18 protein-coding genes and 4 tRNA genes are annotated in these 20297 nt (G+C 26.2%); 15 read left to right on the forward strand and 7 right to left on the reverse strand.

The features are described from left to right. Positions 1 to 80 precede the first annotated feature (80 nt). A complete protein-coding gene (locus Q0K52_RS00925) occupies positions 81 to 740 on the forward strand; it encodes a flavin reductase (protein WP_297295529.1) in 660 nt (219 codons plus the stop codon). Positions 741 to 1453: 713 nt separating this feature from the next. On the opposite strand, the gene Q0K52_RS00930 is transcribed toward Q0K52_RS00925, so the two are convergent. The 5 genes from Q0K52_RS00930 to Q0K52_RS00950 all read right to left on the reverse strand — a co-directional run bounded on the left by Q0K52_RS00930 (position 1454) and on the right by Q0K52_RS00950 (position 5923). Then, entirely contained in the window at positions 1454 to 2293 is an 840-nt protein-coding gene (locus tag Q0K52_RS00930; RefSeq protein WP_297295530.1) for a DinB family protein, read from the reverse strand. Between the two features lie 63 nt (positions 2294 to 2356). Continuing rightward, positions 2357 to 2872, reverse strand: a complete 516-nt coding sequence (locus Q0K52_RS00935; RefSeq protein WP_297295531.1) for a ComF family protein — start codon at positions 2870 to 2872, stop codon at positions 2357 to 2359. Next, positions 2872 to 3369, reverse strand: coding sequence for a hypothetical protein (locus tag Q0K52_RS00940; RefSeq protein ID WP_297295532.1), 498 nt, complete (start codon positions 3367 to 3369; stop codon positions 2872 to 2874). Before Q0K52_RS00940 ends, Q0K52_RS00935 begins: the two co-directional genes overlap by 1 nt. Before the next feature lie 89 nt (positions 3370 to 3458). Next, a complete protein-coding gene (locus Q0K52_RS00945) occupies positions 3459 to 4637 on the reverse strand; it encodes a tetratricopeptide repeat protein (protein ID WP_297295533.1) in 1179 nt (392 codons plus the stop codon). Positions 4638 to 4780: 143 nt separating this feature from the next. Continuing rightward, entirely contained in the window at positions 4781 to 5923 is a 1143-nt protein-coding gene (locus Q0K52_RS00950) for a VWA domain-containing protein (protein WP_297295534.1), read from the reverse strand. Between the two features lie 130 nt (positions 5924 to 6053). On the opposite strand from Q0K52_RS00950, the gene Q0K52_RS00955 reads away from it, so the two are divergent. Continuing rightward, complete coding sequence (locus Q0K52_RS00955) at positions 6054 to 7667, forward strand: hypothetical protein (protein WP_297295535.1); 1614 nt, start codon at positions 6054 to 6056, stop codon at positions 7665 to 7667. 407 nt (positions 7668 to 8074) lie between these two features. Further along, entirely contained in the window at positions 8075 to 9058 is a 984-nt protein-coding gene (locus Q0K52_RS00960) for a D-alanine--D-alanine ligase (protein WP_297295536.1), read from the forward strand. Between the two features lie 72 nt (positions 9059 to 9130). Here Q0K52_RS00960 and Q0K52_RS00965 read toward each other — a convergent pair whose 3' ends face one another. After that, positions 9131 to 11077, reverse strand: a complete 1947-nt coding sequence (locus Q0K52_RS00965; protein WP_297295537.1) for a fructose-1,6-bisphosphatase — start codon at positions 11075 to 11077, stop codon at positions 9131 to 9133. Positions 11078 to 11209: 132 nt separating this feature from the next. Here Q0K52_RS00965 and Q0K52_RS00970 point away from each other — a divergent pair. From Q0K52_RS00970 to Q0K52_RS01000, 7 genes are all read left to right on the forward strand, one after another. Continuing rightward, positions 11210 to 11283, forward strand: a tRNA-Pro gene (locus Q0K52_RS00970). 2 nt (positions 11284 to 11285) lie between these two features. Beyond that, positions 11286 to 11359 (forward strand) — tRNA-Arg (locus Q0K52_RS00975). A 39-nt stretch (positions 11360 to 11398) separates the two neighbouring features. Then, a tRNA-His gene (locus Q0K52_RS00980) sits at positions 11399 to 11474 on the forward strand. Positions 11475 to 11575: 101 nt separating this feature from the next. After that, positions 11576 to 12295, forward strand: coding sequence for a hypothetical protein (locus Q0K52_RS00985; RefSeq protein WP_297295538.1), 720 nt, complete (start codon positions 11576 to 11578; stop codon positions 12293 to 12295). A 122-nt stretch (positions 12296 to 12417) separates the two neighbouring features. Further along, positions 12418 to 13140, forward strand: a complete 723-nt coding sequence (locus tag Q0K52_RS00990; RefSeq protein WP_297295539.1) for a hypothetical protein — start codon at positions 12418 to 12420, stop codon at positions 13138 to 13140. A gap of 212 nt (positions 13141 to 13352) precedes the next feature. After that, a tRNA-Arg gene (locus Q0K52_RS00995) sits at positions 13353 to 13426 on the forward strand. Between the two features lie 78 nt (positions 13427 to 13504). Continuing rightward, positions 13505 to 14680, forward strand: coding sequence for a hypothetical protein (locus tag Q0K52_RS01000; protein ID WP_297295540.1), 1176 nt, complete (start codon positions 13505 to 13507; stop codon positions 14678 to 14680). Between the two features lie 3 nt (positions 14681 to 14683). On the opposite strand, the gene Q0K52_RS01005 is transcribed toward Q0K52_RS01000, so the two are convergent. Beyond that, complete coding sequence (locus tag Q0K52_RS01005; RefSeq protein WP_297295541.1) at positions 14684 to 15844, reverse strand: ATP/GTP-binding protein; 1161 nt, start codon at positions 15842 to 15844, stop codon at positions 14684 to 14686. A 232-nt stretch (positions 15845 to 16076) separates the two neighbouring features. On the opposite strand from Q0K52_RS01005, the gene Q0K52_RS01010 reads away from it, so the two are divergent. From Q0K52_RS01010 to Q0K52_RS01030, 5 genes are all read left to right on the forward strand, one after another. Then, positions 16077 to 17300 carry a phage capsid protein gene (locus Q0K52_RS01010; RefSeq protein ID WP_297295542.1) on the forward strand — a complete coding sequence of 408 codons (1224 nt, stop codon included), beginning with the start codon at positions 16077 to 16079 and terminating at the stop codon, positions 17298 to 17300. 168 nt (positions 17301 to 17468) lie between these two features. Next, positions 17469 to 17711, forward strand: coding sequence for a hypothetical protein (locus Q0K52_RS01015; protein WP_104617763.1), 243 nt, complete (start codon positions 17469 to 17471; stop codon positions 17709 to 17711). A 6-nt stretch (positions 17712 to 17717) separates the two neighbouring features. Further along, on the forward strand, positions 17718 to 18353 hold the full coding sequence (locus Q0K52_RS01020) for an ImmA/IrrE family metallo-endopeptidase (protein WP_297295543.1): 636 nt from the start codon (positions 17718 to 17720) through the stop codon (positions 18351 to 18353). A gap of 293 nt (positions 18354 to 18646) precedes the next feature. Beyond that, positions 18647 to 19600: a phage capsid protein gene (locus Q0K52_RS01025; RefSeq protein ID WP_297295544.1), complete on the forward strand. Its 954-nt coding sequence runs from the start codon at positions 18647 to 18649 to the stop codon at positions 19598 to 19600. A 168-nt stretch (positions 19601 to 19768) separates the two neighbouring features. Further along, positions 19769 to 20137, forward strand: coding sequence for a phage capsid protein (locus tag Q0K52_RS01030; RefSeq protein ID WP_297295545.1), 369 nt, complete (start codon positions 19769 to 19771; stop codon positions 20135 to 20137). The last annotated feature ends 160 nt before the right edge of the window (positions 20138 to 20297 follow it).

A 20297-nucleotide genomic window follows, 5' to 3' on the forward strand; every position in this document is an offset into this window, starting at 1 on the left:
TATTTTTATCTTACTATTTAGTATTGATTTTTTATAGAACTGGTATATAATTAGTAATTATTATTAATAAGGACTGCAATATGAACACTTTTGCTTTAACTAAACTTTCTTATGGAATGTATATTTTAACAACTCTTGATGGTGATAAACCAGTAGGCTGTACTATTAACACTTCTACTCAAATAACTTCAACACCTACTACCATCATGATTAGTGTTAATAAAAGTAATTATACAAATGAATGTATAAAGAAACATGGTAAATTCGCTCTTTCTATTCTTTCAGAAAAAAGTGATCCTACTTTAATAGGCGGTTTTGGTTTCAGAAGTTCAAGAGATAATAATAAATTTGAAAATGTTGATTATGAAATGAAAGAAGGTTTGCCTGTAATAAAAGCAGCTAATGCATATTTAATCTGTAAAGTAGTTGATAGTTTAGAAGTTCATACACATACTATATTTATTGGTGAGCTTTTAGATGCAGAAATATTAGACAATGATGCTAATTCTATGACTTATGCTTACTATCATAATGTTATTAAAGGAAAAACTCCTCCTAAAGCTTCAACAGCTAATGCTTACGAAAAACAAGAAGAAAAGAAAGAAGAAGTTAAAGCAGTATATAAATGTAAGACTTGCGGATTTGAATATAAAGGAACTGTACCATTTGAAGATTTACCTAGTGATTGGGTATGTCCTATATGCGGAGAACCTAAAAGCAATTTTGAAAAAATCTCATAATAATAAATCAAACTAAATTTTTACCCCAACGGCAGTGCATATTCCCTATGTACTGCCACTTTTTTTGCATTAAAACAAGTTACAAACTTAAAGATTTTTAGTATATACCTAAACAACTATATTTTGTCAAAAATAAAACTATAGTTTCTTTTTAATATATGGGGCTTTGCCCACCGCTCTGCGTACTTCGTAACACCCCAGTTCTTTTGTGACCGAAGGGAGTACCTTTGGCATGGCACAAAGAACCTATATCATCGACAGGCTTGGATACGCTTCGCGAAAGGTTACATTTTGACTTTAATTTAATAAATTATATTACATGTAATACAATTTTAGTATGATTTAGTACTAATTTTATACTTGCACTTTCGCGAAGCGTGCCTGCGGCAGCAACTTTGACGAAGTCCGCAGAGCGTATGCGGCGGGAAAAAGAACAATAAAAAAATGACAAACTTAAAAATTTTCAGTATATACCTAAATAACTATATTTTGTCAATTTTTACTTTTTTGTAAATGTAATTTTTGTTTATTAATAGTATAAAATATTATTAAGTTTTGTTTGAAATGTGAAGTAAAACCAAGATTTGTGTCAAAAAATGCAGTCCTTTTGCTTCTTTGGGTCACCAAAAGAAGTAGGGGTTCGGGGACTAGTCCCCGAAAATAATAACAATATAAAAACTAATTTTGACAAAGTTAAAAATTTTTGGTATATATTAAATTATTGTGAGTAAATTAGAGTAATCGTTTTTATATCCCATTTGATCAAGGAGTACAGAGATTTCTCCTCTATGATGTGTATCATGATTTAGTTCATGCATTATCAAATGATATCTTGATTTTTTTATTTCTCTGTTTGGTATTGTTATTTTGCCTGATATACTGAAATCATCTATTGAATTAACGATAGCTATTATTACATCATCTAATTTTTCTCTTATATCTATAAAAGTTTTGAAATCTTTATCTATATCTATTTTTAAACTGAAATCATTATTAAGATAAGTTAATATTTCTTCATTAGGTATATTTTTTTTATTTGAATATTTTCTATATGCTCCAAAGAAATATATATCGCATTGAAGTATATGTTTTAATATTCCGTATATTGATTTGAAATGAGCACCAGTTTCTTTTTTTAAATCTGATTCTTTTACGGTTTCTAAAATATCAATAAGTTCTCTATTAGCATTTTTATTGTATAATGCCATCATATTCATAATTTTTTTTGCTGTTTTATCTACCGGCTTTTTTACAGTTTCTTTTTCTTTTACATTTGTTTTTTTAGTATTTTCTATTTGTTTATCTACTTTGCTGGTTGTGCTTTCTTTTTTAGCATCTATTAAATTGCTTTTCATTTGTTTTACTTTATCTGTAATATTTTTCTTTTCTTCCTGTAATTTTTTTAATTGTTTGCTTTTTAATTCTTTTACATTTTTTTTCAAATCTTTTGTTATGCTTGATTTTATTTTCTCTATATCTTTTATTTTTCTATCCAATTTTTTTGATTCCATTTCTATTTTTCTAGTCAATTCTTTAATTTGAGATTCAATCATAATAAAAAATCCTTATGCAATTTAACTTTATTATATTATTTTTATTTTGATAATTCAATATTCTTATTTAAAAATATGATTCCTATAACAAAAAACTAAACATTCCAAATAATAATCAAAATTAAGTTTTTTGAATAGTTTAATAACTTCTTTGATAGTTTCTCCGGAAGCATAAACATCATCTATCAAAAGTATATTTTTATTTTGTAATTTTTCATGCTCTATCAATTCAAAAGCATTATTTATATTTTCTTTTCTCTCTTTTAGGCTTTCTAAGAATTTTTGCTCTTTTATATCCTTTACAATTTTTATATAATTATAATTTGGTATATTAAATTCATTTGATATAAAGTCGGCAAAGTAATCCATAAAGCCGTTATTTTTATTTGAAGGTATATAAAGCAGTATATCAAATTTTTTATCATTTGTTTTTATAAAACCTGATATATTATTAAGTATATTAATAGGATTATTAATTTCTTTTTTCTTTAAAGCTCTTATTTCATCTCCAAGCTCTTTATCCAAATCGCCAAGAGCTGTAATTTTAATATTATCTTCTAAAAAAACTTTATACGGCATTAGTATTGTTTTTCTCTAAATATAAAATATATAGATGCAGAAAATATAAAGTTTACTATAATTCCTTTATAACTTCCTATAAATCCGGAACCCCAAGTATTTATATTTACATCAAATAAGAATGTTAATATAACAGATGAAAGTCTTGCTAAAACAAATGCAAATAAAGTAAGAAGTACGAATGGTATATTTTTATTTTTTAATAAACTTATTATAGAAGCAAATACCACACCTTCAAATATTAAGAAATATAATGTAGGAGGCATAGGCATATTTGTAAGAAAATAATTTATAATAGGTGAAACTACAGCAAGTGTTATTAAAAATATAGGATTTAATATATATGCTCCCAAGGATAAGGCAAAAAATATTGGGAGGAATTCTGTTCCTTTTAATCCGAAGTAATGAACTGCTATAGGGGAAACTAAACTTATTAATGAAAGAAGTACAAGCACTATAGCATTAATATTTGTTTTTTTTATAGATAAACTTGTCATAAAATAATCCTATAATATTTTTTTATTATTATACAAGACTATTTCAAATTGTCAAAATTTTTTATAATAGATTTATAATCATTAAAATATTATTCTTTTTTCTGTTCTATTTCTCTATATTTATCAAAATCTTTTTGAGCTTCTTCTATACGATTTAAACTTTTATTAATATTTCCTCTTACAAAATATATATACGGATCATTAGGATGTAATTCTATAATTTTATCAAAATCTTCAATGACTTCTTCACCATTGCTATTTTTTAATGCCATTTTAGAAAGTCCTCTATGATAATATGCTTGAGCATAATTAGGATCTAATTCTATAGCCTTATCAAAATCCTGAATGGCTTCTTCATTTCTATTTAGTACTAATTTAGCATGTCCTCTATATAGATATGGTTTTATATAATTAGGATCTAATTCTATAGCTTTATCAAAATCCTGAATGGCTTCTTCTATGTTATTGTATGCTAATTTTACGTTTCCTCTGTAAAAATAAAATTTTGCCTGATTAGGATCTAATTCTATGCCTTTATTAAAATCTTTTACCGCTTCTTCTACTTTTCCTGATACTAATTCGCATACGCCTCTATATAAATATGATTTAACATGAGTTGCATTGATTTCTATAGCTTTACTAAATATTTCTATAGCATCTTCATATTTCTTTTCATTATATGCATTAACACCTTCATCATAATATGCATCAAATGATTTTCCTGAATTACTTTCAGTTATTCTTTTATTAACCATTTCTAAATTTATTTTAGCTTCTTCATAATTAGGATTTAATTCTATAGCTTTTTTATAATCTTTAGCAGCATCTTCATAAAGATATAAATCTAATTTTAAATCTCCTCTATATTTATATAATTCTATTTTATATTTTTCGAATTCTTCATTTGACATATCTAATATTTTTTCTAATATTTGATAATACTTTATAGAATGTTTTGAGATATTATTGATTAATTTTCTATAATCAAATTTTTTCAATTTTATTATTTCTTTTTCTTTAATTATTGAAGCATCTGATATACTGTTGATGATATTTTCTAATTCTTTATTTAAATTTTCTATATATTTATTGAATTCATAAAAATCATTCAAATCTTTAAAATTTTCAATTTTAACATTTTCCAAATATTTATTGGCATTGTCAAGAAATTGTTTACTTTTTAAATCTTTTATAGATTCTGAAATATCTTTTAATCTTTTTTGGCATTTTTCAATATATCTTTTAAAAAAATAGTTTATAGATTCCATATAATATCCTCAGAATTATTTGCATAGTTTATTATAACATAAAAAAATAATATTATAAATATGAATTTAGTTGTTTGATTTATAATACAAATTAAATTATGTTTACTATTTTACATATAATACATATTTTTCTTAAATGAATATTATGATATTACAGAGCTTATCCACTTTGAAAGTTCATCAGGTGTTATTGCTGCTACCTTAGCACCCATTTTAGCAAATTTAGCTGCTGCTGTTTTATCATAACTGGCATCAGCATTATAATCCAGTGCCGGTAATATAAAAAGTTTGGATCTTGATTCTATTATATCATTTGCTGAACCATACATATATTTATAATCATTACCGTCATACAAATCGCTTATAAGAAGCACAATAGTTTTATCAGGAACAGTTGTGATTTTTTTAGCATATTCTAAAGCTTTGTATATATCAGTACCGCCTCCCAATTGTACTTTAAATAATATATCAATAGGGTCTTTGACATAATCTGATAAATCAACTATCGCTGTATCGAATATTATAAGTTTAATAGATAAGTATGGAAGATTTGAAAATATAGATGCCATTACTGATGAGTATATTATAGAATCAAACATAGATCCGCTTTCATCTATAAGTATTATTATATGCCAAGGATTATATTTCTTTATATTCTGATTGAAATATAATTTATCTACAAATATAGTTCTGTCTTCTACATTATAGTTTTTTAAATTGTTTCTAATTGTTTTTTTAATATCAAGATTTTTGAATATTTTATTTTGTGTGGTGGAGTTAGGAAGCTTTTTTCCGTAAAATACTTTTTTAACATCGCTTTCTAATTTCTTTTTTAAATCATTAACAACTTTTCTTACAATCTCATAAGCTAACTTTTTAACGTTTCCGTCCATCATATCTTTGAATGTGAGAATATTTTTTAAAAGATCCATATTAGGCTCCATCTCTTTTAAAATATCCTCATTTGTAATCATTTCTGTTAGATTATATTTTTCTAATGCCTGATTCTGCATTATCTCTACAGTTTTTTTAGGGAATAATTTTTTTACTTTTGCAACCCAAGTAGGAACGGTTAATGTACTTTTTCCTCTTCCGCCTCTAGTTTTATCTTCTTTATCAAAATTAGCGTATCCTGATTCTTCGCTGTATTCTCTGTCATACAAGAATCCTAGAGCTTCATCTATTTCAGAATATTCATTATTTAATTGTATATTATTTTCAGCGAAATTTCCTAATATAAGGCGCCATCTATTTAAATTGTTGTAATCTATATCTTTTTTATCCATTCGCTTATGATATAAATAAAATTATAAAAAAGCAACTATATTTATATTTTTTAATACAAAAATAATTTTGCAATAAAAATATATTAATTATAAAATATATAGAAACTATTAATAAAAAATAAAAATAAATATGAATGAACATAACTCAAAGCAAAGATATTTAGGTGAATTCTATACGCCTCTTAGTTTTTCAAAAAAGTCTTTATCGTATATATATAATGTTATTTCCAAAAAAGATTTAGAAAGCGGAAAATATAGAATATGGGATATGTCATGCGGAAAAGGAAATTTGGAATATTATTTTGATGAAGAAATTCACAAGTATATATATATGTCTACCATAGATGATGAAGATATAGAATATTGCAAAGAACATTTTAAAAATGCATGTTTATTTCAGTATGACTATTTAAATGATGATATAGAAAATAATTCTTTATGCTATACAAAATTACCATCAAAGCTTATAGAAGATTTAAATAACAAAAATATAAAGTGGTTAGTTTTTATAAATCCGCCTTATGCTACAAGTCAAGTTGCAGGAGCAAACTCAAAAAGCAAAAAGAGTGTAAGCATAAGCAAGATAAGAGATATAATGCATAGTGAAAAATTAGGTGATGCTTCAAGAGAATTATATGCACAATTTATGTTTAGAATACATAAAGAGTTTGAAAATAAAAATGTTTATTTGGCAATATTTTCTAAAACTAATTATATTAAATACAATAACAATGAAAAGTTTAGAGATAAGATTTGCAATTATAAATTTAAAAAAGGATTTATATTTTCATCTTCCAATTTTGATAATACTTCAAAAACAACTCCTTTCCCGGTTAGTTTTATTGTTTGGAAAATAGATAAAAAATCAAATATAAAAACGCAAAATATAATATTAGATGTATTAGATGATGAGGCTAATTTCTTATACAAAAAAGATTATAATGTAGTTGATAGTAATAAGCTTCTTAATAAATGGATAAAGAGAGTAAAAACTTCTCAAACATTTGTGCCTTTATCATCAGCAATAAAGGTGAGAACATCTGGAAAAGATATAAGGGATAAAGTATGCGAAGGTTTTATAGGTTCACTTATGAGCTGCGGAAGCGATTTACAGAAACAAAATCTAACGGCTATATTTTCCGCTCCTCAGGCATCGGCAGGTTCTTTATCTATAACTAGAGATAATTTTGAAAAGGCTATGATTATACATGCGGTAAGAAGATGCACAAAGGTTGATTGGCTTAATGGAAGCGATCAATTTTATATGCCTAAAAAAGAATTGGATAAAACTTTTATACTTGATTGTGTTGTTTGGTCTTCTTTTTCTACTTCCAATCAAAGTTCGGCTATGGATAATATTTTATATAAAAATAATTATTATAGAATAATAAATCATTTTTACCCTTTTGATTATAAAGAAGTATATTCAGGCTGCAGTTTATTTGAATATGATAATGAAAAAAGATTTGCATTTTTATATTTAGAAGAAAATAAAAAATATCTTTCAAAAGAGGCATTAGAATTGATTGAAGTTACTAAAGAGCTTTATAAGTTTTTTTATTCTAATATAGATAAAGTCAATATAGAAAAATTTAAAATATCTTTATGGGACAGCGGATTTTGGCAAATAAGAAAATCTTTAAAAGATGCAAAATTAGCTTCGGATATATTAAAATCGATTAAGAAAAAAAGAGAAGCTTTAAAGAAAAATATTTTAAAAGAGATAGATAATTTCATAAGCTAAGCTTTTAGGGTGCTGAATATATTTTTATACTTAATAAAAACTTGGGCGGGTGTGCTTTTTCTAATTAAGTAATAAAGTTAATTTAAATTTTAAATTCAAAATAAAATAATATAATATAAAGGGCGGGGTATGTGAATAATTTTTTTAACTTAATTACATTATCCCACCCTATATCTTTTTAATATCATACTACAATTTTTAATCATTTTTTCTTTATAATTTTTTACTGTCATTTTAGCTGCCCACCCAAGATTTTTTTAAATTTATAGTTTATTTACCGCCCAATATAAGACATATAGTGTGTAAATTTTATAATAAATTTGAATTATCAAATAAAAAAATAATACGATAAATAATTATTAAGAGTATTTATGATAAATGCAAGTAAAATTAATGGATAAAACAAAATGATAATAAATGAAGAATTAAAGCAAAAAATATTAAACAGATTTAAAAATAAAAAGATTGCAGTTTTACATGGCGGACAAAATGAAGAAAGAGAAGTTTCATTAAGAAGCGGACAGAATGTTTTCAAAGCATTAAGCAGTTTTGATGAACTTAAAGATAATTGTATTTTAATTGATGTTCAGGATTCTTATGAATTAGTAAAAACTTTGAAAGAAGAAAAAGTTGAATACTGTTATAATATATTACATGGTACTTCAGGAGAAGACGGAACTATTCAAGGACTTTTAGAAAGCCTTAATATTAAATATACAGGCGAAAATATATTGGTTAGTGCAGTTTGTATGAATAAAGTTTATACAAAAAGAATTTGGAAATCTTCAAATGTATCTACTTGTGACTTTATACTTCTTGAAGACATTAAAGAAATTAGCGAAAACGGTGTAAAAGATTCAAATACATCTTTTAATTTCCCAGTTATATTAAAGCCTATATCAAGCGGTTCAAGTGTTGGAGTATCATTAATAAAAAATAAAACTGAATTTGATAATGTATACAGTAAATTAGAAGATGTAAAAAATTATTTTCTAGAACCTTATATAAAGGGTAAAGAAATTACAGTAGGTTTAGTAAAAGAAGAAAACGGCATTTATGTATTTCCTATATTGGGCATTAATCCTAAAAATGAAATATATGATTATGATGCTAAATATACACCAGGAAAAACTGAAATGGAAATGCCTGCTAAACTTTCAAAAGAGGTAGAAAATAAAGTAATAGAAACTTGTAGGAAAGCGTATACAGTTTTAGGCTGTGCAGGACTTTCAAGAATAGATGCCATAATAGGTGAGGATAATGAAGTTTATTTGATGGAAGTTAATACACAAGGCGGTATGACAGATACTTCAGATATACCAGAAATGGCAAAGCATATCAAAATGGAATTTAAATATCTTGTGTTATATATTTTAAGTCTCCTTAAATAATATCTTTTTAAAAAGCAGCTTTATTTTTTTGAAAATAGAGCTGCTTATTTTTTATTTATTTTCGTTAAGAAATTATTTTATTTTTTCTTTTACAATACCGCTTCTGTATGCATCTAAAAGTTCAAGCAAATCATCTATACGTTTTGAAATATCTTTTCCTATATCAGTTTCTCCTACAGTAATTCTAGTTATGAAACGTTCTACTATTATAGATTTAGGACTTAATCTAAAACCAGATTCTACAACTTCAGCAAATGGCCTATGCTCTGCTATAAGCATCATATTTGAATTTGATATTAAAGTATATCCTCCAATTCCAGTGCTTTTATGATAAGCCTTTGAAAGACCGCCGTCTATAACTAAAAGTATTCCTCCTCCTTTTATAGGACTTTCTCCTTTATGAGTTTTTACAGGAACATGCCCATTAACAATATGAGATTTATCAATATCTAAATCAAATTCTTTTAATATATTCTGACAGTATTCTTTATGGTCTATATGATAGTAGTATGGATTATAATTTTCTTTATGAGTTTCTTTATCTTCTATAAAGTACCTTTCAAAAGTAGTCATCTTATTTTTACCAAATAAAGGAGATTTAGGACCGCACCATAAATACCAGCAATAGTCAAGAGCATTTAATTGTTCTTCGCTTCCTGCTTCACAATAGAACGCTTTTCTAACTTTATCTTCTACTTGATTTAAATATTTTTTACCTGATAAATATTGACCGTCTATATAAACATCATCAAAAGTTCCATCATCTTTTGTAGGTATGCATCCATGATATAGAAGATTGCCGTTAAATATTTTATATATTCCTCCTTTGGCATATATATAATTTACATGCTTTTGAAGTGTTGGACTATTTACGAATGAAAATGCCAAAGTTTGTATTAATGTATTTTCTCCATCACTTAATTCAAAAGGATTATTTTTATCTATTGTAGGGAAGTTTTTATCTTTAAGCTCATAAGTTTTTCCATTTATAGTGATTGTTCCATTATCATAATTTATTTTGTCAAGTAATATTCTATCGTCCATACTATAATTAGGGTGCCTTTTTATAAGCTGGCATTCTAATTTGAATTGTATTATTGATATAGCCTTATGCATTTTAGCAGCTAAATCTTTATCAACTTCATCATAAATATTTTTGTCTAATGTATTTGGTTTGAATACTTCGCAAGGATCATCTTTATAAACATCATTGGCAAATGAAGATAATGATCTTAAATTTATTCCGTAGCTATATTCAAGTAAATCAAAATTATTGTATCTTATAGCCAAACGCACAGCATTAGCCACACATATTAAACTTCCTTTAGCAGCACCAAGCCAATGTATATCATGATTACCCCAAGCAATATCAACCTCATTAAAAGTCATTATGCTTTCCATAACTTTATCAGGGTGAGGGCCTCTGTCGTAAATATCTCCTACTATATGAAGCCTATCAACACTGCATTGACGTATTAGCTGACATAATGCTATTATAAATTTATCTGCGGCAGATATTTCTATAATTGAGTTTATTATAGAAAAATAGTAATTCTCTTTATTTTCTTCAGAATCAGTTTGAAGAAGCTCATCTAATATATATGCAAAGTTGGCAGGCATTTTCTTTCTAATTTTAGACCTTGTATATTTGCTAGTAACGAGTTTGCATATTCTTATAAGTCTGTATATGGTAATACGGCACCAATCAGCAAAATCATTTTCATTTGATTTTTTTTTATTTATTAAGTTTTTTGTATCTACTATTAATATTTGAAGTTCAACTCTTTCATGTTCAGGCAAAGTGTTTTTAAACAGCAATTCTATTTTTTCTCTAATAACCCCAGAAGAAGTTCCAAGTAAATATTCAAAACCATCAGATTCGCCATGTATATCGCTTAAGAAGTATTCAGTACCTTTTGGAAGTTTGGAAATGGCTTTTAAATTGATTATTTCTACAGAAGCATCATCTATTGTAGGGTATTTTTTTGATAATAATTCTAAATAATCTCTATCTCTCATAAACAACTCCTAAAATACTATATAATAAGTAGTATATAAAAAATATATACAAAATCTATTAAATTAATGAAAATAAATTTAATAAACTTATTGACAAAAAATTATATTATTATATAATAACATCAAACTTTCCGGGATGTAGCGCAATTGGTTAGCGCACCTGCTTTGGGAGCAGGGGGCTATGAGTTCGAGTCTCGTCATCCCGAATGCGCTAGTAGCTCAATTGGATAGAGCAACTGCCTTCTAAGCAGTAGGTTACAGGTTCGATTCCTGTCTGGCGCGTATAAGGGCTTAATCAAGCTCTTTTTTATTACTAAAAACGGCGAATGTAGCTCAGTTGGTTAGAGCGCCAGATTGTGGATCTGGATGTCGCGGGTTCAAGTCCCGTCTTTCGCCCTTCTTCTTTTATTCCAATTCATATATTTCAATTACTATCTTGATATTTCCTTATATTAGTATACCATATTATATATAACATATAATACGGAGGGCATTGGTATGAGAAAAATGAAAAGATTATTATTGATAGCTGCAGCATTATTAATAACCAATATTAGTGTATTTGCAGCAAGCGGTTTTGAAGCTATTGTTAATGTGCCTTTAGGTTTATCTGTTGGAATACCTACTGGAACTTATGAAGCTATTGATCTTGGTAGTATGCCAGGTTTTGATTCTGGGGTAACAGCTCAGCTTGGATATATGATAGGTATTGGTAAAATAGGTGTAAGTATTTTAGGCGAACTTGGATATAGTTATGATAGTTATAGATATTATTATAGCGAAGAATTAGTAAACTTTGCTAAAATAAAAACTACAAGAAGTTTATATACTCATAGTTTCCAAATAGGTTTGCTTCCTAAAATAAATATAGGACAGTTTGCTATAGGTGTAGGTGCCGGAGTAAAAATACCAGTGTCAGGATATACTATTTCTAAAGTAGAAGGTTCAGTAGCAGGAGTTGAGGGAAGTTCTTCTTCTGGAAAAACAGAATTTAAAAGAAAAGATATAGAAAAAATGGATAGAAATGTTATACCATATATGAAGGTTACTTTTGATTATTCATTCTTCTTTGGAAATAAAATGGCTCTTAATGTAGGTGCATATTTGGGATACGATTTCGGACTTGCTGAAAAAAGCTATATAGACAATGAATATACAGGTGTTGATAGTTTTGATATAGGACTACAATTAGGTTTAAGATTTGCTCCTAAACTATAAACTTAAATAAATTTAAAAGTGAAAGAATCTATCAATAAATATTGATAGGTTCTTTTTTATATGACAATATCTGTTCTATATTGTTATATAAATATAGAATAAAATTTATTAAAGGAGAATATATGAAAAAAATAAAAAGAATATTTCTAGTTATTTGTGCATTAGCTGTAACTAATATCAGTGTATTTGCAGCTAGCGGTTTTGAAGCTATAGTTAATGTTCCTTTAGGTTTATCTTTTGGGGTTTCTGAGGGGCTTCATGAATCATTAACTCCTAAAAGTGCAGTAGGTTTTGATTCCGGAGTAACAGCACAGCTTGGATATATGATAGGGCTTGGAAAAATAGGTATAAGTATTTTAGGCGAACTAGGATATAGTTATGACAGTTATAGAGTTTATTATAGCGGTGATATAGGAAACTTTGCTAAAGGTAAAATAACTACAGGTTTATATACTCATAGTTTCCAAATAGGTTTGCTTCCTAAAATAAATATAGGTTCATTTGCTATAGGTGTAGGTGCCGGAGTAAAAATACCTGTATCTGCATATTCAACAACAAAAACAGAAGGTTCTTTAGGTAATTGGGGCGGAACTGTCAATTCTGGAGAATCAAAATTAAATAGAGATGATATAGAAAATTTGTATTCAAGAAATGTTATACCTTATCTTAAAGTTACATTTGATTATTCTTTCTTCTTTAATAATAAAATGGCTTTTAATATAGGGGCTTATTTAGGCGGAGATTTTGGATTGGCAAATAAAAATACTGTAAATGATAAATATATTGGTGTGAATAGCTTTGATATAGGTTTACAGTTAGGCTTTAGATTTGCACCTAAACTATAAAAAATATTTTGTAAATTAACTTGATTTTATTGTATACATTTACTATATTTATAACAATAAATATTAATTATAAAAATATTACATAAATAAAAACAAATATTTTACTTTGAAATAAAGACAAATATATAAAATTTACAGTTTTATAAAGATTTAAATCTAATTGTAAACTCTTTTACATAATTGCCGAGAATAGAAAATAACATATAATATCAGCGTCTGTGGCTCAATTGGATAGAGCAGCGGATTTCGGTTCCGTCGGTTGGGGGTTCGATTCCTCTCAGACGCGTTATAAAATTTGATTATTTAGTTAAATATGTTAGAATTATCATATTGATTTTAATAAAATAAGGGCTTTAAAAAGGGAATGAAGGAAAAAAATTTAAGAAAATTTAATTTCATTATATTGATATTATTTCCTATAATACTCTTAATTTTTTCAGTTACTTATAACATTTATAGTGTTGGAACAAGTAATCGTATTAAAAAAGAATTGGAGAATTTTACAAATTCACTTTCTTTAAGAATGGAAAGTAAATATATGGATATGATGACTCTTTATTTTAAAGATGAATTGAATAACTATGCCATAGCTAATGAATTTACTAACCTAGTTAAAGAACAAGTAAGATTAGGGGTTACTCCGCATTTTAACTCTTTGAAATTTTCTATAGATTATACAATGAAAACTAATATAAGAAATACAACTTATGCTTTATTGTTTATATCTATATTGATGTTTATATTAACTTTAATACTCAATTTTACAAATAATAATTTTTCATCAGCCAATAATGGTAAGCCTATTGTGGCAGAGCCTGTGGCTGAAAAAGCTGTTGCAGAAAAACCTAAGCCTATAAATAATGTTTTGAATACATCTTCAGCTGAAAGCATAAAAGCTGAAATAGAGGCTATGTATAAGGAACTTGTAAAAGAAATAAAAAATTCCCGGGACGATCAGGCTTTGGAAATATTGGAGAAAATGTTCCAATTAGACGACAGAAATTATTTAGCTTTGAATGGTGCGGGGATACTTCATACTAAAATATACAGCAGAGATAATAAAGAAGATCATTTCAAAAAAGCTGATAAATATTTTGAATATGCATTATCTTTATATAATCATAATGAAAATGTATCAAATAATAAGGCTATATTATATTCTATCAAGTATGAGTTTAAAAAGTTAGAAGACGATTATGAAACTGCCTTAATAATATTTAATGATGCTTTATCTGCTAATCATTTAGATACTGAACTGCTTAACAATAGAGCTACTTTATATTCTGTAAAATATAAAATAAGCGGTGATGAAAATCTATTTGAAAGAGCATTGAATGATTATGATGAACTTATAAAAATGGACTTCAATAATATCTATGCTTTAAACAATAGAAGTGCTATTTACTTCAATAAATATAAAAATTCCGGAGATAAAAAATATTTCGACAAATCTATAGAAGATTGTAATACTGCTTTCAAAATAAATTCTTCTGAAGCTTTATATGATAATAGAGGCTCTTTATATATTTATAAATTCTAATTTCTATTTTTTTAATCCCAAATGATTTTTTCTGTACTCTTTTTCTAAGTTGTACATATTTATATTTTTAAATTGATCTGCCCTGTATATTTGGCTTATATTATCTTTTTTATTGATTATAAAATAATTATAAAGATTGGCATCATCAATACTCATAAGTGTTACATCATGAGTTGATAGTATTAATTGAGATGTTTCTCTTTCTATATCATTAAAGGCATTGTTTCTAAATAGTTTTACTGTAAACTCTAAAAGTTCAGATTGTATGCCGTTAAATTCATCTACTATTGATAAGGTTCCGTTTATAATAGAAGTTAATATATAAATAAGATTAATAGCATAAACTTTACTTCCTTCAGATTCAATTTCATCAAAATCATTGCTATAAGAATCATGCCTTGAAACTAATCTCTTATTGTCCAAGATAAAAGAAAATTCATTTACTCCAATACCATCTACAATATTTAAATCATCAATATCAATCATAGAAAGAAGTCTTTTATACATATCCCAAAGATTATATTTACTGAAATATTCAAATGCATCAACTATAGCATAAGATGAAAAGTCGGCTTCATTTGTGAAAGGAAATAAAAAACATAAATTTTTAAATAATGATATATAATAATTAATTTCTTCTCTGTACTTATCCGCATTGCCTTCATTACTATTATTAAAGAAGCTTAAAAAAGTATTTGTATCAGGTACATCAATATCATAATCGAATATTCCATTTGTTACAATATTTTTATTCCTTTCAAATATTACAGTGTTATCTTTGCATAGTTTCTCTAAATATATAGATTTATTATTATTGTCTAATATTAATTCATAAGTGTAAATTATATATTCATCATAAGAATAGAATTCCAAAAAGAATCTGGTATTTTCATTTTTACCATAAATCATATTAGGATCTAAAAGTCTTTTTATACTGTCATTACTAGAAACAATATATCCATTATTAGAATAGAAAATATATTTTAAGGCATTAAGTAAATTACTCTTACCGCAGCCATTATACCCGTATAAAATACATAATTTAGATATATATTCTTTATTATTTATTTTTTTAGTATAAACACTGTCGCTTGAGGCAGTTAAATCCAAAGTCATTTCATTGTAGAATGACCTATAGTTTGAAATAGTAAATTTTCTTAGCATAGTTTATCATTGTTTATTTGTTTTTATTTTTTATCATACTTTAATAATAACAAAAAAATCATTAATAGTAAAGCATTTATGAAAATATAATAATCAGTTTTTATTTATGCTTTTTTATAAAAAATATATTATTTTGCTTATATATAAACTTATAATTACTAATATTTTTTGTTAATAGTGTAAGGATTTATTTTAATCAATTAATTAATATAAATTAAAAAGGTTTATGATTATGGAAAATATAGAAAATAAACAGTCACAAATAGAAAAAATTATTGAAGAATATGATAATAAATTGAAAGATAAAAACAGAGAGATAGAAAAATTAAATGATGAATTAAACAGAATATCAACTAACAATTATAATGCAGGCATTCCAAATGTAATGTCAAATAGGGGAGATGAAAGCGATGATTTTTCATTTCCTCATAAATGGGCATTAACTTGCAAGAGAATGGAGAACTCTATTTATCTTGAGCCTATACTCCAGTTTTACAGAGGAGTTTTTAATTCTTTTAATTATTTTTTGGAAATGCCAAAAGAATGCGAAGATAATGAAAAAGTAAACAATGCATACGATTTTTTTATAAGCCAATTTGAAAGAGCAGGCGGACTTAAAAACTTAATAGTTAATGTTTCTTATAATGCATTAGTTTACGGCTTTTGTTTTTTTACTCCTAAATTAGAAGTTCTGCCTGCTAGGGCTTATGGATTTAAAGGAAGGATTGATGGCTTAAAAGGATTTAAATATTATGATCCTTCTTCAATATACAGGTTCAATTTTGATGAAAATGACAGCGATGAAATAAAAAGCATAAGCATCATAAAAAGACATAAAGAATTTTTTAATGGTTCTTATGATGAGGCTAGTATTATAGATATAGATTTTGATTTAGCTTTAGCAGGGTATGCGAGTTATGGAAGTATTGAAGGCGACATTATAGGAAAGCCATTTTTATACAGTGCATATTCACTTTGGCAGATTTTAGAATCTATGGATAATAGTTTCAACCGTAATTTAAAAAATATAGGTGAGCATAGTTTTAATTTTATAGCAAACACTGAACTTAATGATTCGAAGCGTAAGGAGGCAGAACGTGAGATAAGGAATTTTATAAATAACGGCGGCGGAATTTTTATTTCCAAGTACGGCAAAATAGAAAAAATAGAAAGTATTGATGCTAATGAATGGTATAATTTTAGAGACAGCATGCTTTCAGCCTTATTCAAAAATAAAGGTGTAGATATTAAAGCACTTGGTCTAAACAAAGGAGCTACTAAATCATTAGCTGAACTTACTCAAGACAATGCACTTCTTATGGCAAGCGATATTGTTTCAGGTATAATCAATTATATAAATAATAGTTTTATTAAAAGATATTTTGATTTGAATTTCAAAAGTTTAAGGCTGTCAGGACAATGCGATTATTTTAGGATTTCTCATTCATTAGAATAAAAATGATTAATTTATTAAATATATATACTTAATTTATAACAAACATTAACTTTTATATTCATATACAGTTGTCAATTATTTTAAGTTGTATATACTATATTTGTAAAGAAAATATTTACATCTTTTGTAACATTTTAGGTAATTAAATATTATTTGTGGGAGGTATTTATGGCAGTTAAACTTTTCAGTAAAGAAGAATTGCAAAAATGCACTACAGAAAAAGAAGTAGAGGCATATTTTGATTCTTTAGGTATCGATGAAGAAAATTATGAACAAAAAATAAATGCTTTGACTGAGGCTTTAGAATCCCAACAGATTAAATGTTTTTCAGAAACTTCTTTAAAAAATAGATATAAAGATATATTAAGTATATTTTTAGATGAAGAAGTTAGAATGTATAGGGGATTTTAATTTGATATGGATAAATTAAATTTACAAGAAATAGCTGACAGATGCGGATATAATAATGTTTATAATGAGGCAAAAAAACAAGAAATTTTATTAAATAGTTTGCAGAATAATTTAATAGATAGTCTTATAAATAGATATATAACAAAATCTTTACTTTCACATTGGAAAAGTGCAGTAGAAAGTATAGTGTTAGAAACAAGACAATATAAATTTAAAAATTTCTGCAGAGAAACTTCATATACAAATCCAAAAGTAATAAAAATAATGAATGTGGCACTTTATAAAATATTCATAAAAGAGAAAAAACTTTTTGAATATGGATATACTTTAAAAGATAAATATAATTGGGTTGATGTTATTGTTATAAATGAAGAAATGACAATTAAAGAAAAAAGATGTGTTGTTGCTCATGAACTGGCACATATTATCATAGATAGGATATTAAAAGAGAATATAGATATAATTCCTAACATGGATTTTTATAATCTTAATGAGGAAGAATTAGCAAATATATTAATGTGTTATATACTTTTAGATAAATCATTTTTTTATAAAAATGCACAATTTGAAGATTATGTAATTACAGATGTTTTAGATTTGAAAGAATTAAGAAACAGCATATTAAAAAAATATAGAAAATAAATTGTATTAAATAAAATTAAAATAAAAAGGCTTGGTATTAATTTACTGAGCCTTTTTTATTTTGTAATAACTTATAATCACTTATATTTTTTGCTATAGGTATAGAGATAATAAATAATATCTTCTTGATTAGAACATTAAATCAATAATGATTGGTATTAAACCGCACATATTTTTGGATTTGTATAATAAGTATTACCGTGCGGGATGCCAGTATGGCTAGTACTTTTTTGCTATAGATATAGAGATAATTAAAAATCATTTCAATATAATTAATATTTTAAGGAGATAAAATGCTTAAAAAGAAATATAAAATTTTAGGGGATAGTTTCAAGCAATATATACCGCTTTCAAAAAATACTTTTGCTGAAACTAAAACTAATAAAATCACAGAAAAAAATATTGATGAGTTAATAAAATCATTTGAAAAAAAGAGCATAGAAATATTTGTCTATAAGGGGCATAAAGAAGATGAAGAAAGGGAAGCTATTGGAAAAGTTTTAAGTTTGGAAAAAGATAATGAGGCAATAGGGCTTTATGCTGTTATAGAATGGTTTGATGACAGCATAACAGAGAAAAAATCTTTTTATCCTTCTATTGAGATGGTTGGAAAAAAATCTTATGAAGATAATGATTTTATTTATTGGGAGAATTGTGAAATCAAAGCTGTTGCTGCAGTGGAATATCCTGCAAGCCGTAATGTTGATTTGCTTTGTGCTAGTGCAATTATCAGTAATGAAGAAAATATTAATGGAGAGTATATGCAAAAATTAAGAACAGTATTAGAAAAATTAATTAGCGAAGAAAAAGAAATTCAAAAAGAGGCTAGAAATGAATTTGTTTATTTGTTTAAAAATGATGAAGAAATTCAAAATATTATTATTGATATGATAGTAAAGAAATTAAAAGAAGATAATTCAAAAGAAAATAATAAAGATAAATCAAACAAAGATTTCAATAATTCAGATAACAGCAATAAAGAATTAAATTTATCAGCTATAACTTACGGAGATTGGTGCAATGAATATGCAGAGAGTCAGAATGCAGTAAGATGTTCTTCAAAATCAGAAAGCTCTACATTTATAAAGGCAAGAAAACTTTTCAAAGCAGGATTAAGCAAAGAAGAAATAATGTCAATAGTAAGAAATGATTTAGTGCCTATTGGAGTAGGAGGCGGAGAGAAAATTAACTTATCGGCATTAAGCGAAGAAAACAAATACAGCGAGATAGCAAAACTATTTAAATAAAAATTAGTAGATAGTTAAATATTTCAATATATAAATAGATTAAATCATACAAATGTGCAATAAAAAAGTTAGTCGACCAATTGGCACCCTTACAGTTGGTATAACAATAATAAGCGAGCCGACCAAGTAGGCACCTTTATAGGTGGCATAACAATAATAGGAGTTCGAATGGCACAAGGTTCTATAATAAAAGCTGGTATTCATAGCGATGAAGCCAATTTACCAAAAAGAGGATTTCCTGTATCAATAAAAGATGATAATGGGAAAGGAGTTTTTTCACTTTATAGTGAAGGTTCAGTATTTATAGGGGTTGCTTTGGAAGATGCATTCTCTTATAAAGAATTCGGATTAAAGCCAAATACAATATCAGTTTGCTATGATGGAATAGTTAATGCAGTTGTAGCTGAAAGTGTTATAGCTGGCGATATTGTAACGGCATCAGATAAAGGATTCAAAAAATCATTAGACGGACATGGAGTAGGAATAGTTATAAGAGGCGGAAGCAATTATGCAGAGATACTTTTGAAATCTGTATGATTGTATTGTAACTAAAGTTTCAAAAATATATCAAACATAAAAATCTTGAATATATTATTTTTGTAATAATCTTAAATATTTTTTAAAATAATTTTTATTAGCAACAAAATAAAGTGAGCTGTCCAGTAGGTAGCCTTACAGTTGGTATAACAATAAATAT

Source organism: uncultured Brachyspira sp., from assembly GCF_944390845.1.
Taxonomy (GTDB): Bacteria; Spirochaetota; Brachyspiria; order Brachyspirales; family Brachyspiraceae; genus Brachyspira; species Brachyspira pulli.